The sequence below is a fragment of the Actinomadura sp. ATCC 39365 genome, assembly GCF_054392275.1.
Window position 1 is genome coordinate 11,058,919 of record NZ_CP184335.1, and the last position, 19,405, is coordinate 11,078,323.

General features: G+C 70.8%; 19 protein-coding genes and 1 pseudogene. 12 read left to right on the forward strand and 8 right to left on the reverse strand.

What is annotated here, in order from left to right; all coding sequences use genetic code 11:
* Positions 1–136: 136 nt before the first annotated feature.
* On the forward strand, positions 137–1,036 hold the full coding sequence (locus ACNF49_RS52785) for an ROK family protein (RefSeq protein ID WP_482942354.1): 900 nt from the start codon (positions 137–139) through the stop codon (positions 1,034–1,036).
* Here ACNF49_RS52785 and ACNF49_RS52790 read toward each other — a convergent pair.
* From ACNF49_RS52790 to purN, 3 genes are all read right to left on the reverse strand, one after another.
* Positions 1,033–1,209 (reverse strand): hypothetical protein, encoded by a 177-nt coding sequence (locus ACNF49_RS52790; protein ID WP_357969691.1) that lies wholly within the window; start codon positions 1,207–1,209, stop codon positions 1,033–1,035. The two genes, ACNF49_RS52785 and ACNF49_RS52790, sit on opposite strands and share 4 nt — an antisense overlap.
* Before the next feature lie 128 nt (positions 1,210–1,337).
* The gene (purH, locus tag ACNF49_RS52795; protein WP_357969689.1) at positions 1,338–2,879 is read right to left on the reverse strand and encodes a bifunctional phosphoribosylaminoimidazolecarboxamide formyltransferase/IMP cyclohydrolase; all 1,542 of its coding nucleotides are present in this window, start codon (positions 2,877–2,879) and stop codon (positions 1,338–1,340) included.
* Positions 2,876–3,505: a phosphoribosylglycinamide formyltransferase gene (gene purN / locus ACNF49_RS52800; protein WP_482942355.1), complete on the reverse strand. Its 630-nt coding sequence runs from the start codon at positions 3,503–3,505 to the stop codon at positions 2,876–2,878. Before purN ends, purH begins: the two co-directional genes overlap by 4 nt.
* A gap of 76 nt (positions 3,506–3,581) precedes the next feature.
* On the opposite strand from purN, the gene ACNF49_RS52805 reads away from it, so the two are divergent.
* Positions 3,582–4,001, forward strand: coding sequence for a hypothetical protein (locus ACNF49_RS52805; protein ID WP_357969684.1), 420 nt, complete (start codon positions 3,582–3,584; stop codon positions 3,999–4,001).
* On the opposite strand, the pseudogene ACNF49_RS52810 reads toward ACNF49_RS52805, so the two are convergent.
* From ACNF49_RS52810 to sucC, 3 genes and pseudogenes are all read right to left on the reverse strand, one after another.
* Positions 3,998–5,523 (reverse strand): annotated as a pseudogene (locus tag ACNF49_RS52810) (cell division protein PerM). The gene ACNF49_RS52805 and the pseudogene ACNF49_RS52810 overlap by 4 nt on opposite strands.
* Before the next feature lie 302 nt (positions 5,524–5,825).
* The gene (gene sucD / locus ACNF49_RS52815; protein ID WP_125644468.1) at positions 5,826–6,701 is read right to left on the reverse strand and encodes a succinate--CoA ligase subunit alpha; all 876 of its coding nucleotides are present in this window, start codon (positions 6,699–6,701) and stop codon (positions 5,826–5,828) included.
* A gap of 3 nt (positions 6,702–6,704) precedes the next feature.
* On the reverse strand, positions 6,705–7,886 hold the full coding sequence (gene sucC / locus ACNF49_RS52820) for an ADP-forming succinate--CoA ligase subunit beta (protein WP_357969680.1): 1,182 nt from the start codon (positions 7,884–7,886) through the stop codon (positions 6,705–6,707).
* A 353-nt stretch (positions 7,887–8,239) separates the two neighbouring features.
* Between sucC and ACNF49_RS52825 the strand changes: the two genes are divergently transcribed.
* Genes ACNF49_RS52825 through ACNF49_RS52835 form a run of 3 tightly spaced genes read left to right on the forward strand, consistent with a single transcriptional unit; the run spans position 8,240 to position 10,780 of the window.
* Positions 8,240–9,052, forward strand: coding sequence for a hypothetical protein (locus ACNF49_RS52825; protein ID WP_357969678.1), 813 nt, complete (start codon positions 8,240–8,242; stop codon positions 9,050–9,052).
* A gap of 20 nt (positions 9,053–9,072) precedes the next feature.
* Positions 9,073–9,843 (forward strand): hypothetical protein, encoded by a 771-nt coding sequence (locus ACNF49_RS52830; protein WP_482942356.1) that lies wholly within the window; start codon positions 9,073–9,075, stop codon positions 9,841–9,843.
* A 49-nt stretch (positions 9,844–9,892) separates the two neighbouring features.
* Complete coding sequence (locus ACNF49_RS52835) at positions 9,893–10,780, forward strand: hypothetical protein (RefSeq protein ID WP_482942357.1); 888 nt, start codon at positions 9,893–9,895, stop codon at positions 10,778–10,780.
* Positions 10,781–10,868: 88 nt separating this feature from the next.
* Here the strand turns inward: ACNF49_RS52835 and galE are convergent, their stop codons facing one another.
* A complete protein-coding gene (gene galE, locus ACNF49_RS52840; protein WP_357982495.1) occupies positions 10,869–11,846 on the reverse strand; it encodes a UDP-glucose 4-epimerase GalE in 978 nt (325 codons plus the stop codon).
* Positions 11,847–12,038: 192 nt separating this feature from the next.
* On the opposite strand from galE, the gene ACNF49_RS52845 reads away from it, so the two are divergent.
* From ACNF49_RS52845 to ACNF49_RS52870, 6 genes are all read left to right on the forward strand, one after another.
* Complete coding sequence (locus tag ACNF49_RS52845) at positions 12,039–13,439, forward strand: glutamate-cysteine ligase family protein (RefSeq protein ID WP_482942358.1); 1,401 nt, start codon at positions 12,039–12,041, stop codon at positions 13,437–13,439.
* Between the two features lie 5 nt (positions 13,440–13,444).
* Positions 13,445–14,083 (forward strand): neutral zinc metallopeptidase, encoded by a 639-nt coding sequence (locus ACNF49_RS52850; RefSeq protein WP_357982501.1) that lies wholly within the window; start codon positions 13,445–13,447, stop codon positions 14,081–14,083.
* 66 nt (positions 14,084–14,149) lie between these two features.
* Positions 14,150–14,407 (forward strand): WhiB family transcriptional regulator, encoded by a 258-nt coding sequence (locus ACNF49_RS52855; protein ID WP_352323895.1) that lies wholly within the window; start codon positions 14,150–14,152, stop codon positions 14,405–14,407.
* 266 nt (positions 14,408–14,673) lie between these two features.
* Positions 14,674–15,354: a CPBP family glutamic-type intramembrane protease gene (locus ACNF49_RS52860; protein WP_482942359.1), complete on the forward strand. Its 681-nt coding sequence runs from the start codon at positions 14,674–14,676 to the stop codon at positions 15,352–15,354.
* Positions 15,355–15,580: 226 nt separating this feature from the next.
* On the forward strand, positions 15,581–15,781 hold the full coding sequence (locus ACNF49_RS52865) for a type II toxin-antitoxin system VapB family antitoxin (protein WP_482942360.1): 201 nt from the start codon (positions 15,581–15,583) through the stop codon (positions 15,779–15,781).
* Positions 15,757–16,206 carry a PIN domain nuclease gene (locus ACNF49_RS52870; protein WP_498703739.1) on the forward strand — a complete coding sequence of 150 codons (450 nt, stop codon included), beginning with the start codon at positions 15,757–15,759 and terminating at the stop codon, positions 16,204–16,206. Before ACNF49_RS52865 ends, ACNF49_RS52870 begins: the two co-directional genes overlap by 25 nt.
* A gap of 33 nt (positions 16,207–16,239) precedes the next feature.
* Here the strand turns inward: ACNF49_RS52870 and ACNF49_RS52875 are convergent, their stop codons facing one another.
* A complete protein-coding gene (locus tag ACNF49_RS52875; RefSeq protein WP_482942362.1) occupies positions 16,240–16,959 on the reverse strand; it encodes a PIG-L deacetylase family protein in 720 nt (239 codons plus the stop codon).
* Positions 16,960–17,054: 95 nt separating this feature from the next.
* Here ACNF49_RS52875 and pcrA point away from each other — a divergent pair, with 95 nt between their 5' ends.
* Entirely contained in the window at positions 17,055–19,313 is a 2,259-nt protein-coding gene (gene pcrA / locus ACNF49_RS52880; protein WP_482942363.1) for a DNA helicase PcrA, read from the forward strand.
* Positions 19,314–19,405 lie beyond the last annotated feature (92 nt).

Consider the following 19,405-nt stretch of genomic DNA (forward strand, 5'->3'; position numbering starts at 1 on the left):
ACATCGTTGTCATGGATCAAGGAAAGGCATATCGTGTCGGGCGCCGACACCATGCCCCACGGAGGTCCCCCTTGCGCGCCCGCTCCCCCCTGCCACGCCTCGGCGGCCTCCGCCGGCCCGGCCACCCCGTCCACGGATGACCTGCGTACTCGCCGTCGACATCGGCGGGACCAAGCTCGCCGCCGCGCTGGTCGACGAGGCCGGCTCGCTGCTGCGCCCGGCCACGCGGCCCACGCCGCGCGCCGACGTCATGTCCGCCCTGGCGGCCCTCGTCACGGAGGTGACCGGCGGGGGCCCGCCTCCGCACGCCGTCGGCGTCGGCTGCGCGGGCCCGCTCGACCTGACCACGGGCACGGTGAGCCCGGTGAACATGCCGAGCTGGCGCGGCTTCCCGCTGCGCGACGAGCTGCGGCGGCTGACCGGCCTGCCCGTGGTGCTGGCCGGCGACGCCCAGTGCATGGCGCTCGGCGAACACTGGCTGGGCGCCGGGCAGGGCAGCACGTCGCTGCTCGGCGTCGTCGTGTCCACCGGCATCGGCGGCGGCCTGGTGATCGGCGGCGCGCCGCTGCTCGGCCCGGCGGGCAACGCGGGGCACGTCGGCCACATGAGCGTCGATCCCGGCGGCGAGCGCTGCGAGTGCGGCGGCCGGGGCTGCGTCGAGCGCTACTCCAGCGGCCCCAACCTGGCCCGCTGGGCCCTGGAGAACGGCTGGGCGCCCACCGGCGACCGCGACGCCAGGGCGCTGGCCGCCGACGCGTCCGCCGGCCATCCGGTGGCGGTGGCGGCCTTCGAGCGCGGCGCCAGGGCACTGGCCGGCATGATCGCCTCCACGGCGGCCGCGGTCGAGCTCGACACCGTGGTCATCGGCGGCGGTGTGTCGGCGGCCGGCGCGGTGCTGTTCGGCCCGCTGGAGCGGGCGCTCGACGACGTGGCGGGGCTGGCGTTCGTCCGAGCGGTCCGGGTGCGACCCACCACGCTGGGCGTGCGCGCGGGCCTGGCCGGGGCCGCCCGGCTGGCCTGGCGCCTGTCCGGCTAGTCGCGCTCGGCGAAGCGGGCCTCGCGGCGCTCGATGATCCGGCGGGTGTACGGGATGAGCTCGACGACCCGGCTGCCGAGGTACGCACCGATGAAGGCGAGGACCAGGAGGACAAACGGGCTGGTCGAGAAGCCGTTCATGGTCACGAAAGCATGCAGGGCCACGTCGAGCATGGAAACTCCGGGGGAATGAGCACAGCAGGGCGGCAATCAGGGTAACCGGGGAGTGCCGATGCTCGCCGCCAAAACGGATAAAGGGCAACAAGTGATCTCTTGTTGCCCTTTATCTGATGAACCGGTGATCAGTGGAAGAAGTGCCGGGTGCCGGTGAAGTAGAGGGTGACGCCGGCCTGCTCACAGGCGTCGATCACCTCCTGGTCCCGGATCGAGCCGCCCGGCTCCACGATCGCCTTTACCCCGGCCTCGATCAGCACCTGCGGCCCGTCGGGGAAGGGGAAGAACGCGTCGGAGGCGGCGACCGAGCCGGCCGCCCGCTCCCCCGCCCGGCTGACCGCGAGACGGCAGGAGTCGACCCGGTTGACCTGGCCCATGCCCACACCCACCGTGGCGCCGCCGGCGGCCAGCAGGATGGCGTTCGACTTCACCGAGCGCGAGGCGCGCCAGGCGAAGGCCAGGTCGGCCAGCAGCTCGGGCGAGGCGGCCGCGCCGGTCTTGAGCTCCCACGCCGACGGGTCGTCGCCGGCCGCGTCGATCCGGTCGACCGCCTGCAGCAGCAGGCCGCCGTCGACCCGGCGGAACTCCAGCGGCTGGGACGGCCCCTCAGGGCAGCGCAGCAGGCGCAGGCTCTTCTTGGCCCGCAACACCTCCAGCGCCTCCGCGCTGAAGCCAGGGGCGACGACGACCTCGGTGAACACGTCGGCGATCTGCCGGGCCAGCTCGACGGTGACCTCGCGGTTGACCGCGATCACGCCGCCGTAGGCCGAGACGGGGTCGCAGGCGTGGGCCTTGCGGTGGGCCTCGGCCACGTCGGCGCCGACGGCGATGCCGCACGGGTTCTGGTGCTTGATGATGGCCACGCACGGCTCGGCGAAGTCCCAGGCCGCCCGCCAGGCCGCGTCGGAGTCGAGGTAGTTGTTGTAGGACATCTCCTTGCCGTGGAGCTGCTCGGCGTTGGCCAGGCCGCCCGAGCCGGCGGTGTAGAGGGCGGCGCGCTGGTGCGGGTTCTCGCCGTAGCGCAGGGTCGCCTTGCGCTCGTACGCGACGCCGGTGAACTCGGGGAACTCCTCCCCGCCCGCGTACGGCCCGGCGAACCAGTTGGCCACGGCCACGTCGTAGGCGGCGGTGTGGGCGTACGCGTCGCCGGCCAGGCGGCGGCGCTCGTGCAGCGTGAACCCGCCCTCGGCCAGCGCGGTCAGCACGTCGCCGTAGGCGGCGGGATCGACCACGACCGCGCAGGTGGCGTGGTTCTTGGCGGCGCCCCTGATCATCGCGGGCCCGCCGATGTCGATCTGCTCGACGCAGTCCTCGTCGGAGGCCCCGGAGGCCACCGTCTGCTGGAACGGGTAGAGGTTGACCACCACGAGCTGGAACGGGTCGATCTCCAGCTCGTCGAGCTGGGCCACGTGGTGGGGCTTGGTGAGGTCGGCCAGCAGGCCGGCGTGCACGCGCGGGTGCAGCGTCTTGACCCGGCCGTCGAGGCACTCGGGGAAGCCGGTGAGCTGCTCCACCTTGGTCACCGGGATCCCGTGGGACGCGATCGCGGCGGCCGTGCCGCCTGTCGACACGATCTCCACGCCGGCGCCGTCGAGTGCCCTGGCCAGCTCTTCGAGCCCGGACTTGTCGTAGACAGCGATCAGCGCGCGCCGGATGGCGATGCGAGTCACGTGCTTTCCCCTCCTGATTGGTTGCCGATGCGGACGATGCGTCCGCTGACCGTCCAGCCCTCGCGGGCCATCCGGCCGACGATGTCGACGAGCAGGCGCCGCTCGACGGTCTTGATGCGCTCGTGCAGGACCGGCTCGTCGTCCTCCGGCAGCACGGGCACCGCCTCCTGGGCGACGATCGGCCCCGTGTCGACCCCCGCGTCGGCCAGCATCACCGTGCAGCCGGTCACCTTCACCCCGTGGGCCAGCGCGTCGCGCACGCCGTGGGCGCCGGGGAAGGACGGCAGCAGCGCCGGGTGGGTGTTGAGCACGGGGAACGCGTCGAGCGTTGGCGCACCCAAAATCTTCATGAAGCCCGCCGACACCACCAGGTCGGGCTCGTACGATGCGATCTGCGCGGCGAGAGCGGCATCCCAGCCCGCCCGAGTCGCATGATCACCCAGTTTTTCAACAAATGTCGGGACATTTGCCCTGGTGGCCCTGGCCAGGCCCTCTATGCCGTCCCGATCCGCGCCCACCGCCACCACGCGCGCACCGTACGACGGGTCGGCGGAAGCGTCCAGCAGGGCCTGTAGGTTGGTTCCAGAGCCGGAGACGAGGACGACGAGCCGCCCAGCCTTTGACACGCACACTCCAAAGAATGGAAACAGGGTGGGGCTGACAGGGTATCTGTTCCTCGCCCGGCGACGCAGAGGAGGTCAGGTGTCGACACCGGTGCAGGCACCGGCGGGTCAGCAGCCCGCCGATTCAGCGGGTCGCCGTGCGATCTGGTTGTCCATCGCGGCGCTGGCCATGACGTTCATGCTGCCGCTCGCCGGCCTGGTCATGGCCCTGTTCGCGCTCATGTCCGGCATCCGCGCGCTGCCGCGGCTCAAAAGCGCCCACAAGCCCACGGGCACGGCCGTCGGCGGCATCACCATCTCCTCCATCGCGCTGGCCCTGTCGGCGATGGCCACGGGCATGCAGCTCTACCTGATGGACGAATACTCCGCCTACCAGGAGTGCATGAAGGGCGCCGGCACGGTCTCGGCCCAGGGCGAGTGCTTCACCCAGTTCAGGGACGCCGCGCAGCGCAAGCTGCCGCCCGACGTCCTCCAGCTGCTCGGGGCGATGCAGTCCTAGTCGCGGTCCCAGGCGTAGGGGTCGACGTAGATGACGTGACCGCCGCGGTCGTCGGACTCGTCCACGATGTCCTTGCGCGGCGGGCGGGCCGGGTCGCCTGACGGCTCGGCCGGGCGCGGGCGGGCCTGGGCCAGGGTCTCGGCCTCGGCGGAGGCGTGCTCGTCCTGCCAGTCGTCCCTGATGACCGGGATCTCCTGGGTGTCGGCCTCGGTGGCGTCCATCCAGTGGCCGGGCAGCGGGCGCGGGTCGGACTCGGCCAGGCCCACCTTGCTGGCCGCCTTGGCGATGGCCGCCCCCGCCTTGCGGACCGGGGCGGCGGCCTTGTCGAGCGGCGCGCGGGCCTTCTTGTTGAGCAGCAGCAGGTTGGCCACGCCCGCCGAGATGCCGGCCGCCACGCCCACCTCCAGGGCCACCGACAGGGCCACCTCCCAGGGGGACGGGCCGATCGCCGACAACCGGCCGCCGCCGATGGGCCCGCCGGACAGCGCGGCCAGCAGGCCGGCGACCAGGCCGGTGGAGACGCCGGTCAGGAAGCCCCACAGGGGGCGGCCTCGTACGAATGCGAGGGCGAGATCCGGGCCACGAACACGCCCGCCACCGCGCCCGCCGCGAACGGCAGCGCGATCACCGCCATCATCCACGCGGGCACGGGTCCGCTCTCGGGCAGCGCGCCCAGCAACGGCAGGCTCGGCACGGTGCCGAGCTCGACACCGGTCGGGGCGACCAGCGTGTCCGCGCCGATGGCGAAGCCGGGGCCGGCGATGTAGGAGGAGGCCCAGATCACGGCGTTGAGCAGGTAGAGGAGCTGGAGCAGCAACAGCAGCACGCCGCCGACGAAGCCCGGCGCGAGCACGTTCGACAGCTCCCTGACCTGGCCGAAGTTCAGCACGACCGCGACCAGCACCAGCCCCAGCCCAGAGGCCAGCAGCGACGTGGTGGCGACCGCCGTGCCGACCGCGACGGCGCGCAGCCGTTCGGGCAGCAGCTTGAGCATGATCCGCCACGGACCGATCATGCGCGCGGTGGCCAGCGAGCCCGCCAGGAAGGCCAGCACGAAGTGGCTGAGCAGCGCCTCGCCGATGAACGGCTGGGTGATCTCGTTCCTCGCCACCAGCGCGATCAGCCCGGCCAGCAGCGCGTAGGGGGCCGCCAGCGAGACGCCGGCCTGGCCGACCAGCACGAGCTGCGCGCGGCGGCGGGCGTTGGCCTGCTCGCGCGGGCTGTTCTTGGGCAGCCGGGCGGGCAGGCGCAGCCGCAGGTCGGCGTCGCGGGCCATCCACCGGCCGGCGCGGTAGAGCAGGAAGGCGGGCAGCACCATCAGCCCGAGGGGCAGCAGCCCGACCCGGCCGCCGGGCATCGCGAACCCGGCGTGGTGCGCGGCCAGCCAGAGCTGCGCCGCCGCGCGGAACACCCCGGGCAGGCCCGCGCCGAGCGTGCCGCGCGGCGCGGCGATCCAGCCGACGAGGGTGAGCGTGGTGAGCACGGCCAGGCCGACGCCGAGCGTGCAGGCGGCGGCGAGCATGCCCGACACGGGTAGCGGCCGCCTCGTCTCGTCGTCGTCGGTCGAGACCCCGGGGAGCTTGCCGAGCACCGACTTGGGGGCGGTACGCAACTGGTCGAGAATGGCCGTCACAGATGCGATTTTCTCAATCTTTCCCAACCATCGCTTGGTTGACGCGCCGCAGAGGGTCCACTTTGTCGCCGTGACACCCCCGCGAACGCGCCTCGCCCCCTTTCCCCGCCCTTTACGCGCCGCCCCGGCGGCCTCCGGGACATGGAAAAGCCCCGCATGGCGGCGGCCAGGCGGGGCTTTTCCATGCGTGACTAGCGGGACTGCATGATCTCGCGCATCAGGCGGGCCGTCTCGGAGGGGGTCTTGCCGACGCGGACGCCGACCTTCTCCAGGGCCTCCTTCTTGGCCTGGGCGGTGCCGGCCGAGCCGGAGACGATGGCGCCGGCGTGGCCCATCGTCTTGCCCTCGGGGGCGGTGAAGCCCGCGACGTAGGCCACGACCGGCTTGGTGACGTGCTGCTCGATGTAGGCCGCGGCACGCTCCTCGGCGTCGCCGCCGATCTCACCGATCATCACGATCGCGTCGGTGTCGGGGTCGTCCTGGAAGGCCTGGAGCGCGTCGATGTGCGTGGTGCCGATGACCGGGTCGCCGCCGATGCCGACCGCGGTCGAGAAACCGAAGTCGCGCAGCTCGTACATGAGCTGGTAGGTCAGCGTGCCGGACTTCGAGACCAGGCCGATGCGGCCGGCGGTGGTGATGTCGGCGGGGATGATGCCGGCGTTGGACGCGCCGGGCGAGGCGATGCCGGGGCAGTTGGGCCCGATGATGCGGGTCTTGTTGCCCTTTGCCACCGCGTACGCCCAGAACTCGGTCGAGTCGTGGACCGGGATGCCCTCGGTGATCACGACGCAGAGCGGGATCTCGGCGTCGACGGCCTCCTTGACGGCGGCCTTGGTGTGGGCCGGCGGCACGAAGACGACCGACACGTCGGCGCCGGTCTGCTCCATGGCCTCCTTCACCGTGCCGAACACGGGCAGGCCCTCGTGCGTGATGCCCGCCTTGCGGGCGTTGACGCCGCCGACGACCTTCGCGCCGGAGGCGAGCATGCGGCGGGTGTGCTTGGTGCCCTCACCGCCGGTCATGCCCTGAACAATGATCTTGCTGTTCTCGGTCAGCCAGATAGCCATGACTCACGCACCTACCGCAGCGAGCTCGGCGGCCCGCTTGGCCGCGTCGTCCATCGTGTCAACCAGCTCGACCCGCGGGAGCGCGGCGTCGGCCAGGATCTGCCGCCCGAGCTGGGCGTTGTTGCCGTCGAGGCGGACCACCAGCGGGTGCGTCACGGCCTCGCCGCGGCTCTCCAGCAGCTTGAACGCCGAGACGATGCCGTTGGCCACGGCGTCGCAGGCGGTGATGCCGCCGAAGACGTTCACGAAGATCGACTTGACGCTCGGGTCGGAGAGGATGATCTCCAGGCCCGCGGCCATGACCTCGGCCGAGGCGCCGCCGCCGATGTCGAGGAAGTTCGCCGGGGACGGCTTGCCGGGGAACGCCTCGCCCGCGTAGGCCACCACGTCGAGGGTGGACATGACCAGGCCCGCGCCGTTGCCGATGATGCCGACGTTGCCGTCGAGCTTGACGTAGTTGAGGTCCTTCTCCTTGGCCTTGGCCTCCAGAGGGTCCTCGGCGGCCTTGTCGGCCAGCGCCTCGTGGTCGGCCTGGCGGAAGCCGGCGTTCTCGTCGAGGGTGACCTTGCCGTCGAGGGCCTTCACCTGGCCGTCGGCCGACAGGATCATCGGGTTGACCTCGACCAGCGTGGCGTCCTCGTCGACGAAGCAGCACCACAGCTTCTCGATGAGCTCGGCGGCGCCGTCGAGCGACTTCTCGGGCAGGCCGCCGGCCAGCGCGATCTCACGGGCCTTGGCGCGGTCGATGCCGTCGAGGGCCGAGACCGGCACCTTGGCGACCTTCTCGGGCGTGCTGTGGGCGACCTCTTCGATGTCCATGCCGCCGGCGGCGGAGCAGATCGCGAGGAAGGTACGGTTGGCGCGGTCGAGCAGGAAGGAGAAGTAGTACTCCTCCGCGATCGCGCTGGCCTCCTCCACGAGCACCTTGTGGACCGTGTGGCCCTTGATGTCCATGCCGAGGATGGCGGTGGCCTTCTCGACGGCGTCGGCGGCGTCGTCGGCCACCTTCACGCCGCCGGCCTTGCCGCGACCGCCGGTCTTGACCTGGGCCTTGACGACAACGCGGCCGGTCAGCTCCTCAGCCGCCGCCCGCACCTCCTCCACGGTGTTGGCGACGATGCCGCGTGGCACCGGGATGCCGTAGTCAGCGAAGAGCTCCTTCGCCTGATGTTCGAACAGGTCCACGAGGGTCCGTCCTTGCTTATCCGACTGATGTTCGACGGCCCGGGCAACTGCGCTGACGGTCGCGTCCGCTCGCCGCTCGTGTCGGCTTCGTGCCTCGTTCTCTCACGGCGAGCTCCTACGCTCAGGGGTGCGTGCCGGGCGTTTCCGCCAGTGAAGCCTAGCCCCAAGCTTGACCTGCACAGGTCATCGGGGCACGGTTCTTCCGCTATGTGACGGTGATCTCACTTCACCATGTCCCTCTGTGCACCGAAAGTGCACCAATTCGCTGCCTTATGCGGCGTCTGTCGATATATGGTCGTGATCTTCAATTGGCAGGATTCCTGCTCCCCTCATTCTTGATCTGAAGGAATCGGATGAAGCGAATTATCGCGGGCCTGGCCCTGGCCTCCGCGGCGGCGCTCGTGACCGCGACCCCGGCCCAGGCCGCGCCCGCGGATCCGGCGAAGGCGCTGAAGAAGCAGTACGTCGCCGGACACGGCGTACGGTTCACCGAGACGTCCCGCTCCTCGATGGACGGCAAGAGCACCGGCGCCACGAAGACGTCCGGCGTTCTGGAGTTCGGCAAGTCCGGAATCGTCGCCTCGGACGTACGTAATCACGCCACCGGCAAGGACGACGTGTACGCGTCGCTGATGCCGTCCCGGATCATCACCCTGGGCAAGCACGTATATGCGCAGGGCGGCCTTTACAGCGAGGGCCTGCCCGAGGGCAAGAAGTGGGTCCGCTACCCCGACACCGGCCTCCGGATCAGCACCTCCAACCAGATGCTGGACGTCTTCGAGCCCAAGGTGCTGCAGGCCCTCGTCTCCCACGCCGCGAGCACCAAGGGCGGGATCTACCGCGGCTCGGTCACGGTGAAGGAACTCGGCAAGATCTACGGCCAGAGCGTCAACAAGAAGGTCGCCAAGGTCAAGGTCTCGTACCTGCTCGCCGTGAACTCCAAGGGCCTGGTCACCAGGGTCGTCAGCGACTGGACCCTCGACTACGGCATCCTCGGCACCAGCCACAGCACGACCGAGACCCGCTTCACCGGCTGGGGCGTCAAGGTCAAGGTCAAGGCCCCGCCGGCCGACCAGGTGACCGACGTCGCCGACCTCGGCGACGACAGCACGGTCCCGCAGAACATCCCGGACGGTTCCCTCAACTCCCTGGGCAACGTCAGGTAGCCCCCCTCCTAAGGACACTCATGAAGCGATTGCTCGCGGCCGCGGTGACGGCCGCGGCACTCATCCCGGCCGTCCCCGCACAGGCGGCCGTGGACCCGGTCACCGCCCTGAAGCGGCAGTTCGCGCCGGGCCACGGGGTGACGATCTCCGAGACCGCACGGATCGAGTCGAAGCGTTCGCGCGACGACGAGGTCACCCGCATGGCCGGCTCCGTGGAGTTCGGCGCGTCCGGGCCCGTCGCGGCCGACGTCGTGTTCAGGACGGTCGGCGAGGACGACAGCCGGCAACGCTGGATCAGCGTCGGCGGCAAGGTCTACGTGCAGGCGGCCGACCTGGCCGACGACCTGCCCTTTGGCAGGACGTGGGTGCTCATGGAGCACCTCAAGGGCAGTGTCATCACCTCGGCCCAGCCGGTCGACGTGCTGCGGCCCACGACGGTCAAGACCCTGCTCGCGCATGCCGGGAGCCTCAGGGACGGCCTCCGCCAGGGTGCGCTGACCCCCGCGCAGGCGCGCGGGACCGGCGCCTACGAGGCGTTCTCCTTCCGGCTCGGCCTGAACTCCCAGGCGTTGCCCGACCGCATCGTAACCGGCCAGAACGGCACGCCGGGCTCGCGGAGCACCGTCGAGACCCGGCTCTCGGGCTGGGGCGCGAGGGTCAGCGTCAAGGCGCCTCCGGTGGACGAGATCATCACCTACAAGGACCTGGTGGCCGAGAAGCGGGCCAGAGCCGAGCGGCTCAGCCAGGCCATCCCCGACGGTTCCACCAGCTCGCTCGGCCTGTTCGACTGAGCCGCCGAGCTGCCGTCACTCCCCCTCGAACCAAGGAACACAACCGCACATGAAGCGAATCCTCACCGGCGTCGCGCTGGCGACGACCGCCGCCCTGGTGGCCGCCACCCCCGCGCTGCTGGCGGCTCCGGCCCAGGCGGCCGCGCCCAAGAACCCCGTGGCCGCCGTGAAGAAGCAGCTCGTCCCCGGCAAGGGGGTGAAGTTCAGCGAGCGCATCAGCGTCTCCGACGGTACGCGCAGCGAGGTCTTCATCCGGCGCACGGGCACGTTCCAGTTCAGCAAGTCCGGCCTCGCCGCCTCGGACATCACGGCCAAGTTCGCCCTCAACCTGTCCGACCTGGGCGACGACGCGCCGGAGACGCTCAAGGCTTTGGCCACGCCCGAGCGCACGATCCGGATCGGCACCACGTCGTACCTGTCCGGCGGCATGTGGAGCAAGGTCCTGCCCGAGGGCGAGACCTGGTTCAAGGCCCCGCACGGCCCGACGGGCGGCCTCACCGGCACGTTCGGCCAGCCGGTGAACGTCGCCGAGCAGGCCACGCTCAAGGCCCTGCTCAAGACCGCCAAGCCGGTGAGCGGCGGTTACGCCGGCAAGATCACCGTCCGCGACCTGCGGAAGATCTCGCTCTGGTACCGGTCGAGCGCGATCGACCCGCGTCCGACGGCCAAGGCGCTGAAGAGCGTCATCAGCTGGAAGCTCACCGTGAACGCGGCCGGCCTGCCGGTGCGCCTGGTGGCCACGTTCCCGCAGACCGCGATCACCGGCTCGGGCTCCACGAAGGACGGCGGCGTGCGGGTCGACACCCGGTTCACCGGCTGGGGCGGCGCCGTGTCGATCAAGGCTCCGACGGCTGACGACGTCTCCAGCGAGTTCGAGAACGGCAAGGACGACATCTCCTCCCTCGACCTGCCGTTCGGCGTCAGCGTCGCCAAGTAGCACCGCCAGTGCCGAGGTCCGCGCCTCTCCCGTCGCCGCTTGGCGGGACAGGCGCGGTGCCCGGCCCCTCCGGCCCCGGGCGCGCGGGTCAGGCGAGGCGGGAGTCGCGCAGGGCGGCCCACTCCAGCGAGTGCCTGATGCCCTCCTCGACGGTGAACCGGGTCTCCCAGCCGAGCAGCCGCCGCGCCCGGTCGCTGCGCGTGTACGCCCCCGCCACGTCACCGGGCCGGGCGGGCGCCTCGACCACGTCGATCGGCCGGTCGGCGACCCGGTTGAACGCCTCGGCCAGCTCGCGGACCGTCGTTCCTGCGCCGGTGCCGAGGTTGATGACGTCGGCGTCCAGGGAGTCGAACCGGCGCAGCGCCGCCACGTGCGCGGCGGCCAGGTCCCAGACGTGGACGTAGTCGCGGATGCCCGTGCCGTCGCTCGTCGGGTAGTCGGTGCCGGTGATCGCGAACGGCACGCCCTCCTCGTACGCCTCGATCATCTTGCCCAGGGCGTGGCTGGGACGGCGCAGTTGCAGGCCCGTGCGCATGGCCGGGTCGGCGCCGATCGGGTTGAAGTAGCGCAGCGACAGGATGCGGATCGGCCGGGTGGCGGCGACGTCGGCGAACATGGCCTCGCAGACCGCCTTGGTCCGCGCGTACGGGCTCTGCGGGGCGAGCGGCGAGCTCTCGTCCACGGTGTGGTCCGCGCCGGCCTGGTAGATCGACGCGGACGAGCTGAAGATCATCCGCTCGCAGCCGTTGCGCAGCAGGTGGTCGGCGAACTCCAGGCTCTTGGCGACGTTCGCGCGGTAGTAGCCGACCGGGTCGGCGACGGAGTCGGGCACGACGATCAGGGCCGCGCAGTGGACGACGGCCTCGATGTCGGGGTGCTCGGCGAAGATCTTGTCGACGAGGGCGCCGTCGCCGATGTCGCCCTCGTAGAAGACCCGTCCGTCGGCGAACTCCCTGCGGCCCGTCACGAGGCTGTCGAGGATCACGGGCTCGATGCCGGCGTCGAGGCACGCCGACCCGATCGTGCTGCCGATATAGCCCGCCCCACCGGTAATCAATACGCGCATGCCCGAACCCTACGGGGATGTCACGGGGGTCGCGCGCCCTCTCGATGATCTTCATGTGGTCCGGCCCGCGGGGACATCGCGTCGATCTCCGGCTGGTCATGTCGGCCCAGCCGTGCGACATTTCCTGGTATGGGCAGGGACGTACCAGTCGTCGTGTTCAGCCGGGACGATCGCCGGAAATATCGGGAAAAGGTGCGTCGATGTCTCGACGTCTTCGCCCAGATGTTGCGCGAGTCCCGTTTCGAGTTCGAACGCCCCCGCGCCGGCCTGGAGATCGAGCTCAACATCGTGGACGCCCGTGGCGAGGCCGCCATGCGCAACGCCCAGGTGCTGGCCGCGATCGAGCAGCCGGACTGGGCCACCGAGCTGGGCCAGTTCAACATCGAGATCAACGTCGAGCCCCGGGAGCTGACCGGCGACGGCCCGCTGCACCTGGAGGCGGACGTACGAAGGCGGCTCAACCACGCCGAGGAGCGCGCCCGCTCCCAGGACGGGCACCTGGTGCTGATCGGCATCCTGCCCACGCTGCGCGAGCGGGACATCAGCGAGGGCACCCTGTCGGCCAACCCCCGCTACCGCCTGCTCAACGAGCAGATCTTCGCCGCCCGCGGCGAGGACCTGCACCTGTGCATCGAAGGCGTGGAACGCCTCGACACCCACGCCGACAGCGTCGCGCCCGAGGCCGCGTGCACCAGCGTCCAGCTCCACCTCCAGGTCAGCCCGGAGGCGTTCGCGCCGCACTGGAACGCCGCCCAGGTCATCGCGGGCCCCCAGGTCGCCGTCGCGGCCAACTCCCCCTACCTGTTCGGCAAGGAACTGCACCGCGAGACCAGGATCGCGCTGTTCGAGCAGGCCACCGACACCCGTCCGGCCGAGCTGAAGACGCAGGGCGTGCGGCCGCGGGTTTGGTTCGGGGAACGCTGGATCACCAGCGTCTTCGACCTGTTCGAGGAGAACGTCAGCTACTACCCGGCGCTGCTCCCCCTGTGCGAGGAGGAGGACCCGCGGGCCGAGCTGGACCAGGGACGCATCCCCCAGCTGCACGAGCTGACCCTGCACAACGGCACCATCTACCGCTGGAACCGGCCCGTCTACGCGGTCGTGGACGGCGTGCCGCATCTGCGCGTGGAGAACCGCGTCCTGCCCGCCGGGCCCACGGTGGCCGACATCGCCGCGAACGCCGCGTTCTACTACGGCCTGATGCGCGTGCTCCCGTCGGCCGAACGGCCGATCTGGAGCCAGATGTCCTTCCGCACCGCCGAGGACAATCTCGCCGCCGCGGCCCGGCACGGCCTGGACGCCCGGCTGTACTGGCCGGGGCTGGGCGAGGTGCCGGCGGCCGAGCTGATCCTGCGCCGGCTGCTGCCCATGGCGCGCGAGGGCCTGGCCGCGTGGGGGGTGCACACGCCGGTCGCCGACCGGCTGCTCGGCATCATCGAGGGACGCTGCCTGACCGGCCGTACGGGCGCGACGTGGCAGGTCGAACGGGTGCGCGCGCAGGGCGGCGACCGCCACGAGGCGTTACGCGCCATGACATTGGACTACATCGACCGCATGCACGGCAACGATCCGGTGCACACTTGGGACGTGTGAACCTCGTGCGACCTCGCCTTCTCGTCCTGGCCCTCGTCCTGCTGCTCGCCGGCTGCGGCCTCACCCGGCCCGCGTCCAGGGACGTCCAGGGGGCCGACACGTTCGAGGACGACATCCGGGCCGCGCGCACCCTCACCGAGTCGTTCTGGACGGAATTCTTCGACCAGCAGGGGATGACATATCGGCCTATCGCCGACTTCATCCCTTACTCCGGGAGTTCGGGTCCTTCCTGCGGGGGCGAGCCGTCCGTGCCGAACAACGCCTTCTACTGCCCCGAGGGCCACTTCATCGCCTATGACCAGGCCTGGATGGAGTCGTTGTGGAACGACATGGGCGACGGCTCGGTGTACGTGATCATCCCCCACGAGTTCGGGCACGCCGTCCAGGCCCAGCTCAGGACCGGTTTCGAGCTGAATGTCCAGGCCGAGCTCCAGGCCGACTGCTACGCCGGCGGAACCCTGTCGGCCCTGGTCGGGTCAGGCTCCCTGCGCGCCCAGCCCGGTGACGAGGACGAGCTCATGACCAGCCTGGAGGCCGCCGGCGACCCCACGGACGACTGGCTGAACCCCGCCGCCCACGGCACCGCCGAGCAACGCCAGACCTCCTTCGCCGACGGCTACCAGGACGGCGTGCGCGCCTGCTGAGGATGTACACGCGGGTCAGCCCAGAGGATGATGTGTCTGATCATGACCTGCCTCTACGGTGGAGGCATGCCACTGGAGGAGATCGGCTGGCTGCGCAGAGGCGCGTGCAGGTCCAGCGACCCTGACCTCTTCTTCCCGCTCGCGCCCTCACCGTTGCAGGAGGCCCGCGCGAAGGCGGTCTGCGCCCGCTGCCCGGTCATCGACGAGTGCCGCTCCTACGCCTTACGCGAGGGCGAGACGGAGGGCATCTGGGGCGGCCTCACTCCGCAGGAACGCCGCCGCACCCGCTTCCCCGCAGGCTGGCGCAACTCCGCCGCCTCCTGACCCACGCCGTCCCCACCGGATGACGCGACACCCCGTTGCCCGCTGACATCGGCTCCCTTCGGACGACGCGACCCCCTGCCCGCCGACGCCGTCCCTGTCGGATGGCGTGACGCCCCGTCTCCGGACGCCGTCCCCCGCCGGAGGGTGTGGCGCCCCCGTCCCCTGACGCCGACACCGTCGGATGGTGTGACGCCCCCGTCTCCGGATGCCTTCCCCCGCCGGAGGGTGTGACGCCGTCGGGTTGTGGTGCGACGTAGCCTGCAAGGGTGCTGTTGCGCTCGATCGCCGTCCTCACCGCCGCCAACGTCCTCAACAACAAGATCGCCCCCAGGCTCGCCCCCCTGACGTCCGCCGCCGCCACCGCCGCGCTCGTGGCCATGGCCCGCCGGCACGGGGTGTCGTGGCGTGAGCTCGGGTTCGAGAAAGCGTCCCGGGGAGCGGCCGTCGGCGGCGCGCTGGCGACCGCGGTGGCCGCCGTCTACACCGTGGGCATCGCCGTGCCCCGCACCAGGCCGCTCTTCCACGACGAGCGCGCCCTGTCGCTCTCGCGCGCCCGCGCCCTGGAGGAGGCCCTGCTCCAGGTCCCCCTGGGCACGGTCCTGCTGGAGGAGGTCGGGTTCCGCGGCGCGCTGCACGGCATGCTGGCCCGCCGGCACGGCGCGACCGCCGCCACGGCGGTCTCCTCGGCGCTGTTCGGCCTGTGGCACATCCTCCCGGCGATCGACATGGCCCGCGCGAACCCGGCGCTCGGCGCGCTGACCGCCGGCGAGTCGCCCGCCCATCTCGACGTCGCGCGGGTGGTGGCGGGCAGCGTGGTGTCCACGGCGGCGGCCGGGGTGCTCTTCTGCGAGCTCCGGCGCCGCGGCGGGCTGCTGGCGCCGTCGATGCTGCACCTGGCGACCAACTCGCTCGGCTACCTCTTCGCGAGACTCTCGGCAAAGCGCTGAAATCATCCCGGACCGCGGCCGGGTTGAGAGTTCTCCCCCGGGCCGGGATGAGATTTCCACCTCGGAAGATGAGGATCCTTCACCGACATTTGGAACGGTCCACAATGGGCGCGGCCGATGCTCTAACGTCTCGGCCACGGCCCTCCCCGCAGGCGCACCACTCCGGGACGGGCGCATCTCAAGATCACTATTTCTGATATCCCCGGAGGTACGGAGGTGGTGTTGCATGCGTACGGTGATCGACGTCGACACAGGTCTTCTGCAGCTGGCCCAACGCGAATTGGGCACATCGACCGTGAAGGAGACGGTGAACGCGGCCCTGTCGGAGGTCGCAGAAAGGGCCAAACGCCGCGAAGCCTACAAATACTGGCGCACCCGGGACAATACGCATCTTCTGGATCCGTGGATCATGAAGCATGCGTGGTGACCACCGGAGTGGTCTACCTGATCGACAAGAGCGCTCTGGCCCGCATGCCGCATCCAGCGGTCCAGCGGGCCCTCGAACCGCTCATGCTCGACAGAACCCTCGCGGTCTGCGAGGTCACGCAACTGGAGGTGCTCTACAGCGCCCCTGACCTCAAAGGCCACCAGCGGGACGCCCGCTACCTGCGGGAGGGCTTCCGCCTCCTGTCCATCACGCACAAGGAGGTCGGACCAAGGGCCCTGGAGGTGCAGGCGATGCTCGCCGGAAGGTCGCACACCCGGGCGGCCGGGCCGGGCGACCTGCTGATCGCCGCCTGTGCCGAGCTGCATCAGGCGACGATCCTGCACTACGACCGGTACTTCGACGTCATCTCCGAGGTCACCGGGCAGCCCGCGCTCTGGGTGGTGCCGCCCGGCTCGATCCCCTGAGCCAGGGGCGGAAAGGTCGTGGTCAGGCCGCGGTCAGGCCGTGGGCACGACCTGGAAGCCCTCCGCGTAGTGGCCCTCGCCGAAGCCGGCCTGCTCGGCCCACGCGGCGAAGCGGCCCCGGACGAAGTCGGTGAAGCCCTCGACGTGGGCGACCTGGCTGACGTGCGACTGCAAGGCCGCGAGCTTGCGGTCCATGACCGCGGTGACGTCCACCCAGTGGTTGGGGGTGGGGCCGCCGTTCAGCCAGACCTCCCTGACCGTCCACGCCTCCAGGCCCTCGTCGCGCAGCAGCTCGGGGAAGGCGTAGGGGTTGCGGGCGTCGGGGTAGACCGCGTCGAGCGCGGCCCCGCCCACGGCCCGGTGGTCGGGGTGGCTGGGCGCGACGAACTGGTAGTTGCGGTCGGGGTGGTGGGTGATGACCAGGTCGGGGCGTACCTGGCGGATCACCCGGGCGATGTCGCGCCGGAGGTCGAGCGAGGGCACCACCCGGCCGTCGGAGTAGCCGAGGAAGCGCACGTCCGTCACGCCGACGGCCTTGGCCGCGGCGAGCTGCTCGGTCCTGCGCAGCTCGGCCATGCCGGAGTTGTCGAGGGTACGCTCGTTGCCGCCGGCGTCACCGTCGGTGACGAGCAGGTACGTGACCTCCAGCCCCCGCTCCACGAACAGCGCCACGCTTCCCGCCGCGGCGAAGTCGACGTCGTCGGGATGCGCGGTCACGACAAGTACCCGGTTGATCTCGGCTTCCGGCAGCATGGCTTCCCTTCCTGGACCCTGTACGGAGGACAACCGGCACCCCGTCGGAGGCATTCCGGGCGCCGTTTGTCGGTGGCGCGTCTTAACCTAGGTGGGTGCCGACCCAAGTCTCTGTTGACCACCCCTTGCTCGACGGCCTCAACCCCCAGCAGCGCGAGGCCGTGATCCATCATGGCAGCCCCCTGCTCATCGTGGCGGGGGCGGGGTCGGGGAAGACGCGGGTGCTCACCCACCGCATCGCCTACCTGCTGGCCGAGCGCAACGCCCATCCGGGCGAGATCCTGGCCATCACCTTCACCAACAAGGCCGCCCGCGAGATGAAGGAGCGCATCGACAAGCTCGTCGGGCCGCGTTCCAAGGCGATGTGGGTGATGACGTTCCACAGCGCCTGCATGCGCATCCTGCGGCGCGAGGCCAAGCGGCTGGGCTTCCCGTCGAGCTTCTCGATCTACGACCAGGCCGACTCGCAGCGGCTGATGGCGATGGTCTGCAGGGAGATGGAGCTCGACCCGAAGCGCTACCCGCCGCGTTCGTTCTCGGCGCAGGTCAGCAACTTCAAGAACGAGCTGGTCGACTACGAGACCGCGCTCGACAAGGCGGGCTCGCACCTGGAGAAGACGCTCGCGCAGGCGTACAAGGCCTATCAGCTCAAGCTGACCGAGGCCGGCGCGATGGACTTCGACGACATCATCATGAACACGGTGACGTTGTTCCAGCTCTTCCCCGAGGTGGCCGAGCACTACCGGATGCGGTTCAGGCACGTGCTGGTCGACGAGTACCAGGACACCAACCACGCCCAGTACATCCTGATCCGCGAGCTGGTGGGCCATCCCGAGCTGCGCACCGCCGACGGCGACGTCGTGCGTCCGGGCGCCGACATGTCCGAGCTGTGCGTGGTGGGCGACGCCGACCAGTCGATCTACGCCTTCCGCGGCGCGACGATCCGCAACATCCTGGAGTTCGAGCGCGACTACCCCGACGCCCGCACGATCCTGCTGGAGCAGAACTACCGCTCCACCCAGAACATCCTGGCCGCGGCCAACGCGGTGATCGCGCGCAACGAGGGCCGCAAGCCGAAGAACCTCTGGTCCGACCAGGGCGACGGCCCCAAGATCGTGGGCTACGTCGCCGACAACGAGCACGACGAGGCCATGTTCGTGGCCCAGGAGGTCGACCGGCTCAGCGACGAGGACGGCGTCAGGCCGAGCGAGGTCGCGGTGTTCTACCGGACCAACGCCGCCTCGCGCGTGTTCGAGGAGATCTTCATCCGCACCGGGCTGCCGTACAAGGTGGTCGGGGGCGTGCGCTTCTACGAGCGCAAAGAGGTCAAGGACCTGCTGGCCTACCTGCGGGTGCTGGCCAACCCGGCCGACGTCGTGTCGATGCGGCGCATCCTCAACGTGCCCAAGCGCGGCATCGGCGAGCGGGCCGAGGCCATGATCGAGGCGCTGTCCTCGCGCGAGCGCATCTCGTTCTGGGACGCGCTGCGCCGGGCCGACGAGGCGTACGGCATGGCGACGCGCTCGCTCAACGCGGTGCGCGAGTTCGTGGCGATGCTCGAGGAGCTGATCGCCAAGGCCGAGGGCGTGCCTCCGTCGACGCTGGCCGAGGAGATCCTGGTGGCCACCGGCTACCGCGCCGAGCTGGAGGCCTCCGAAGACCCCCAGGACGAGTCCCGCCTGGAGAACCTCAACGAGCTGGTCTCGGTGGCCTCGGAGTTCGAGGAGGCCAACCCCGAGGGCACGCTGGTGGAGTTCCTGGAGCAGGTGTCGCTGGTCGCCGACGCCGACCAGATCCCCGACGCCGACGGCGGGCAGGGGGTCGTCACGCTGATGACGCTGCACACGGCCAAGGGGCTGGAGTTCCCGGTCGTCTTCCTGACCGCGATGGAGGACGGCGTGTTCCCGCACGTCCGGTCGCTGGGCGAGCCGAAGGAGCTGGAGGAGGAGCGGCGGCTGGCCTACGTCGGCATCACCCGGGCGCAGAAGCGGCTCTACCTCACGCGGGCGGCGGTGCGCAGCTCGTGGGGGTCGCCGTCGTTCAACCCGGCCTCGCGGTTCGTCAACGAGGTGCCGGGGCAGCTCATCGACTGGCGTACCGACCCGGAGAAGTCGGCCTGGAGCGCGGCGACGCGGCGGGAGCCGGCTGCGCGGCCGGCGCCCAGGAGCGGCGGCGGCGGGTCGCGGCAGGTCCTGTCGTTGACGCCCGGCGATCGGGTGACGCACGACAAGTGGGGGCTCGGCACGGTGGTGGCCGTGGACGGGGTGGCGGAGAAGACCAAGGTCAAGATCGACTTCGGTGCCGACGGGGAGAAGACGCTGCTGCTGGCGTACGCACCCCTGGAGAAGCTCTGACCCCTGAAGGCCGACAGGCGCCCGCCCCTCGCCGGAGGCCGGGCGCCCTACGGCGGGTCGGGCGACGGCAGGGCGCCTGGGGGGCGGCCCTG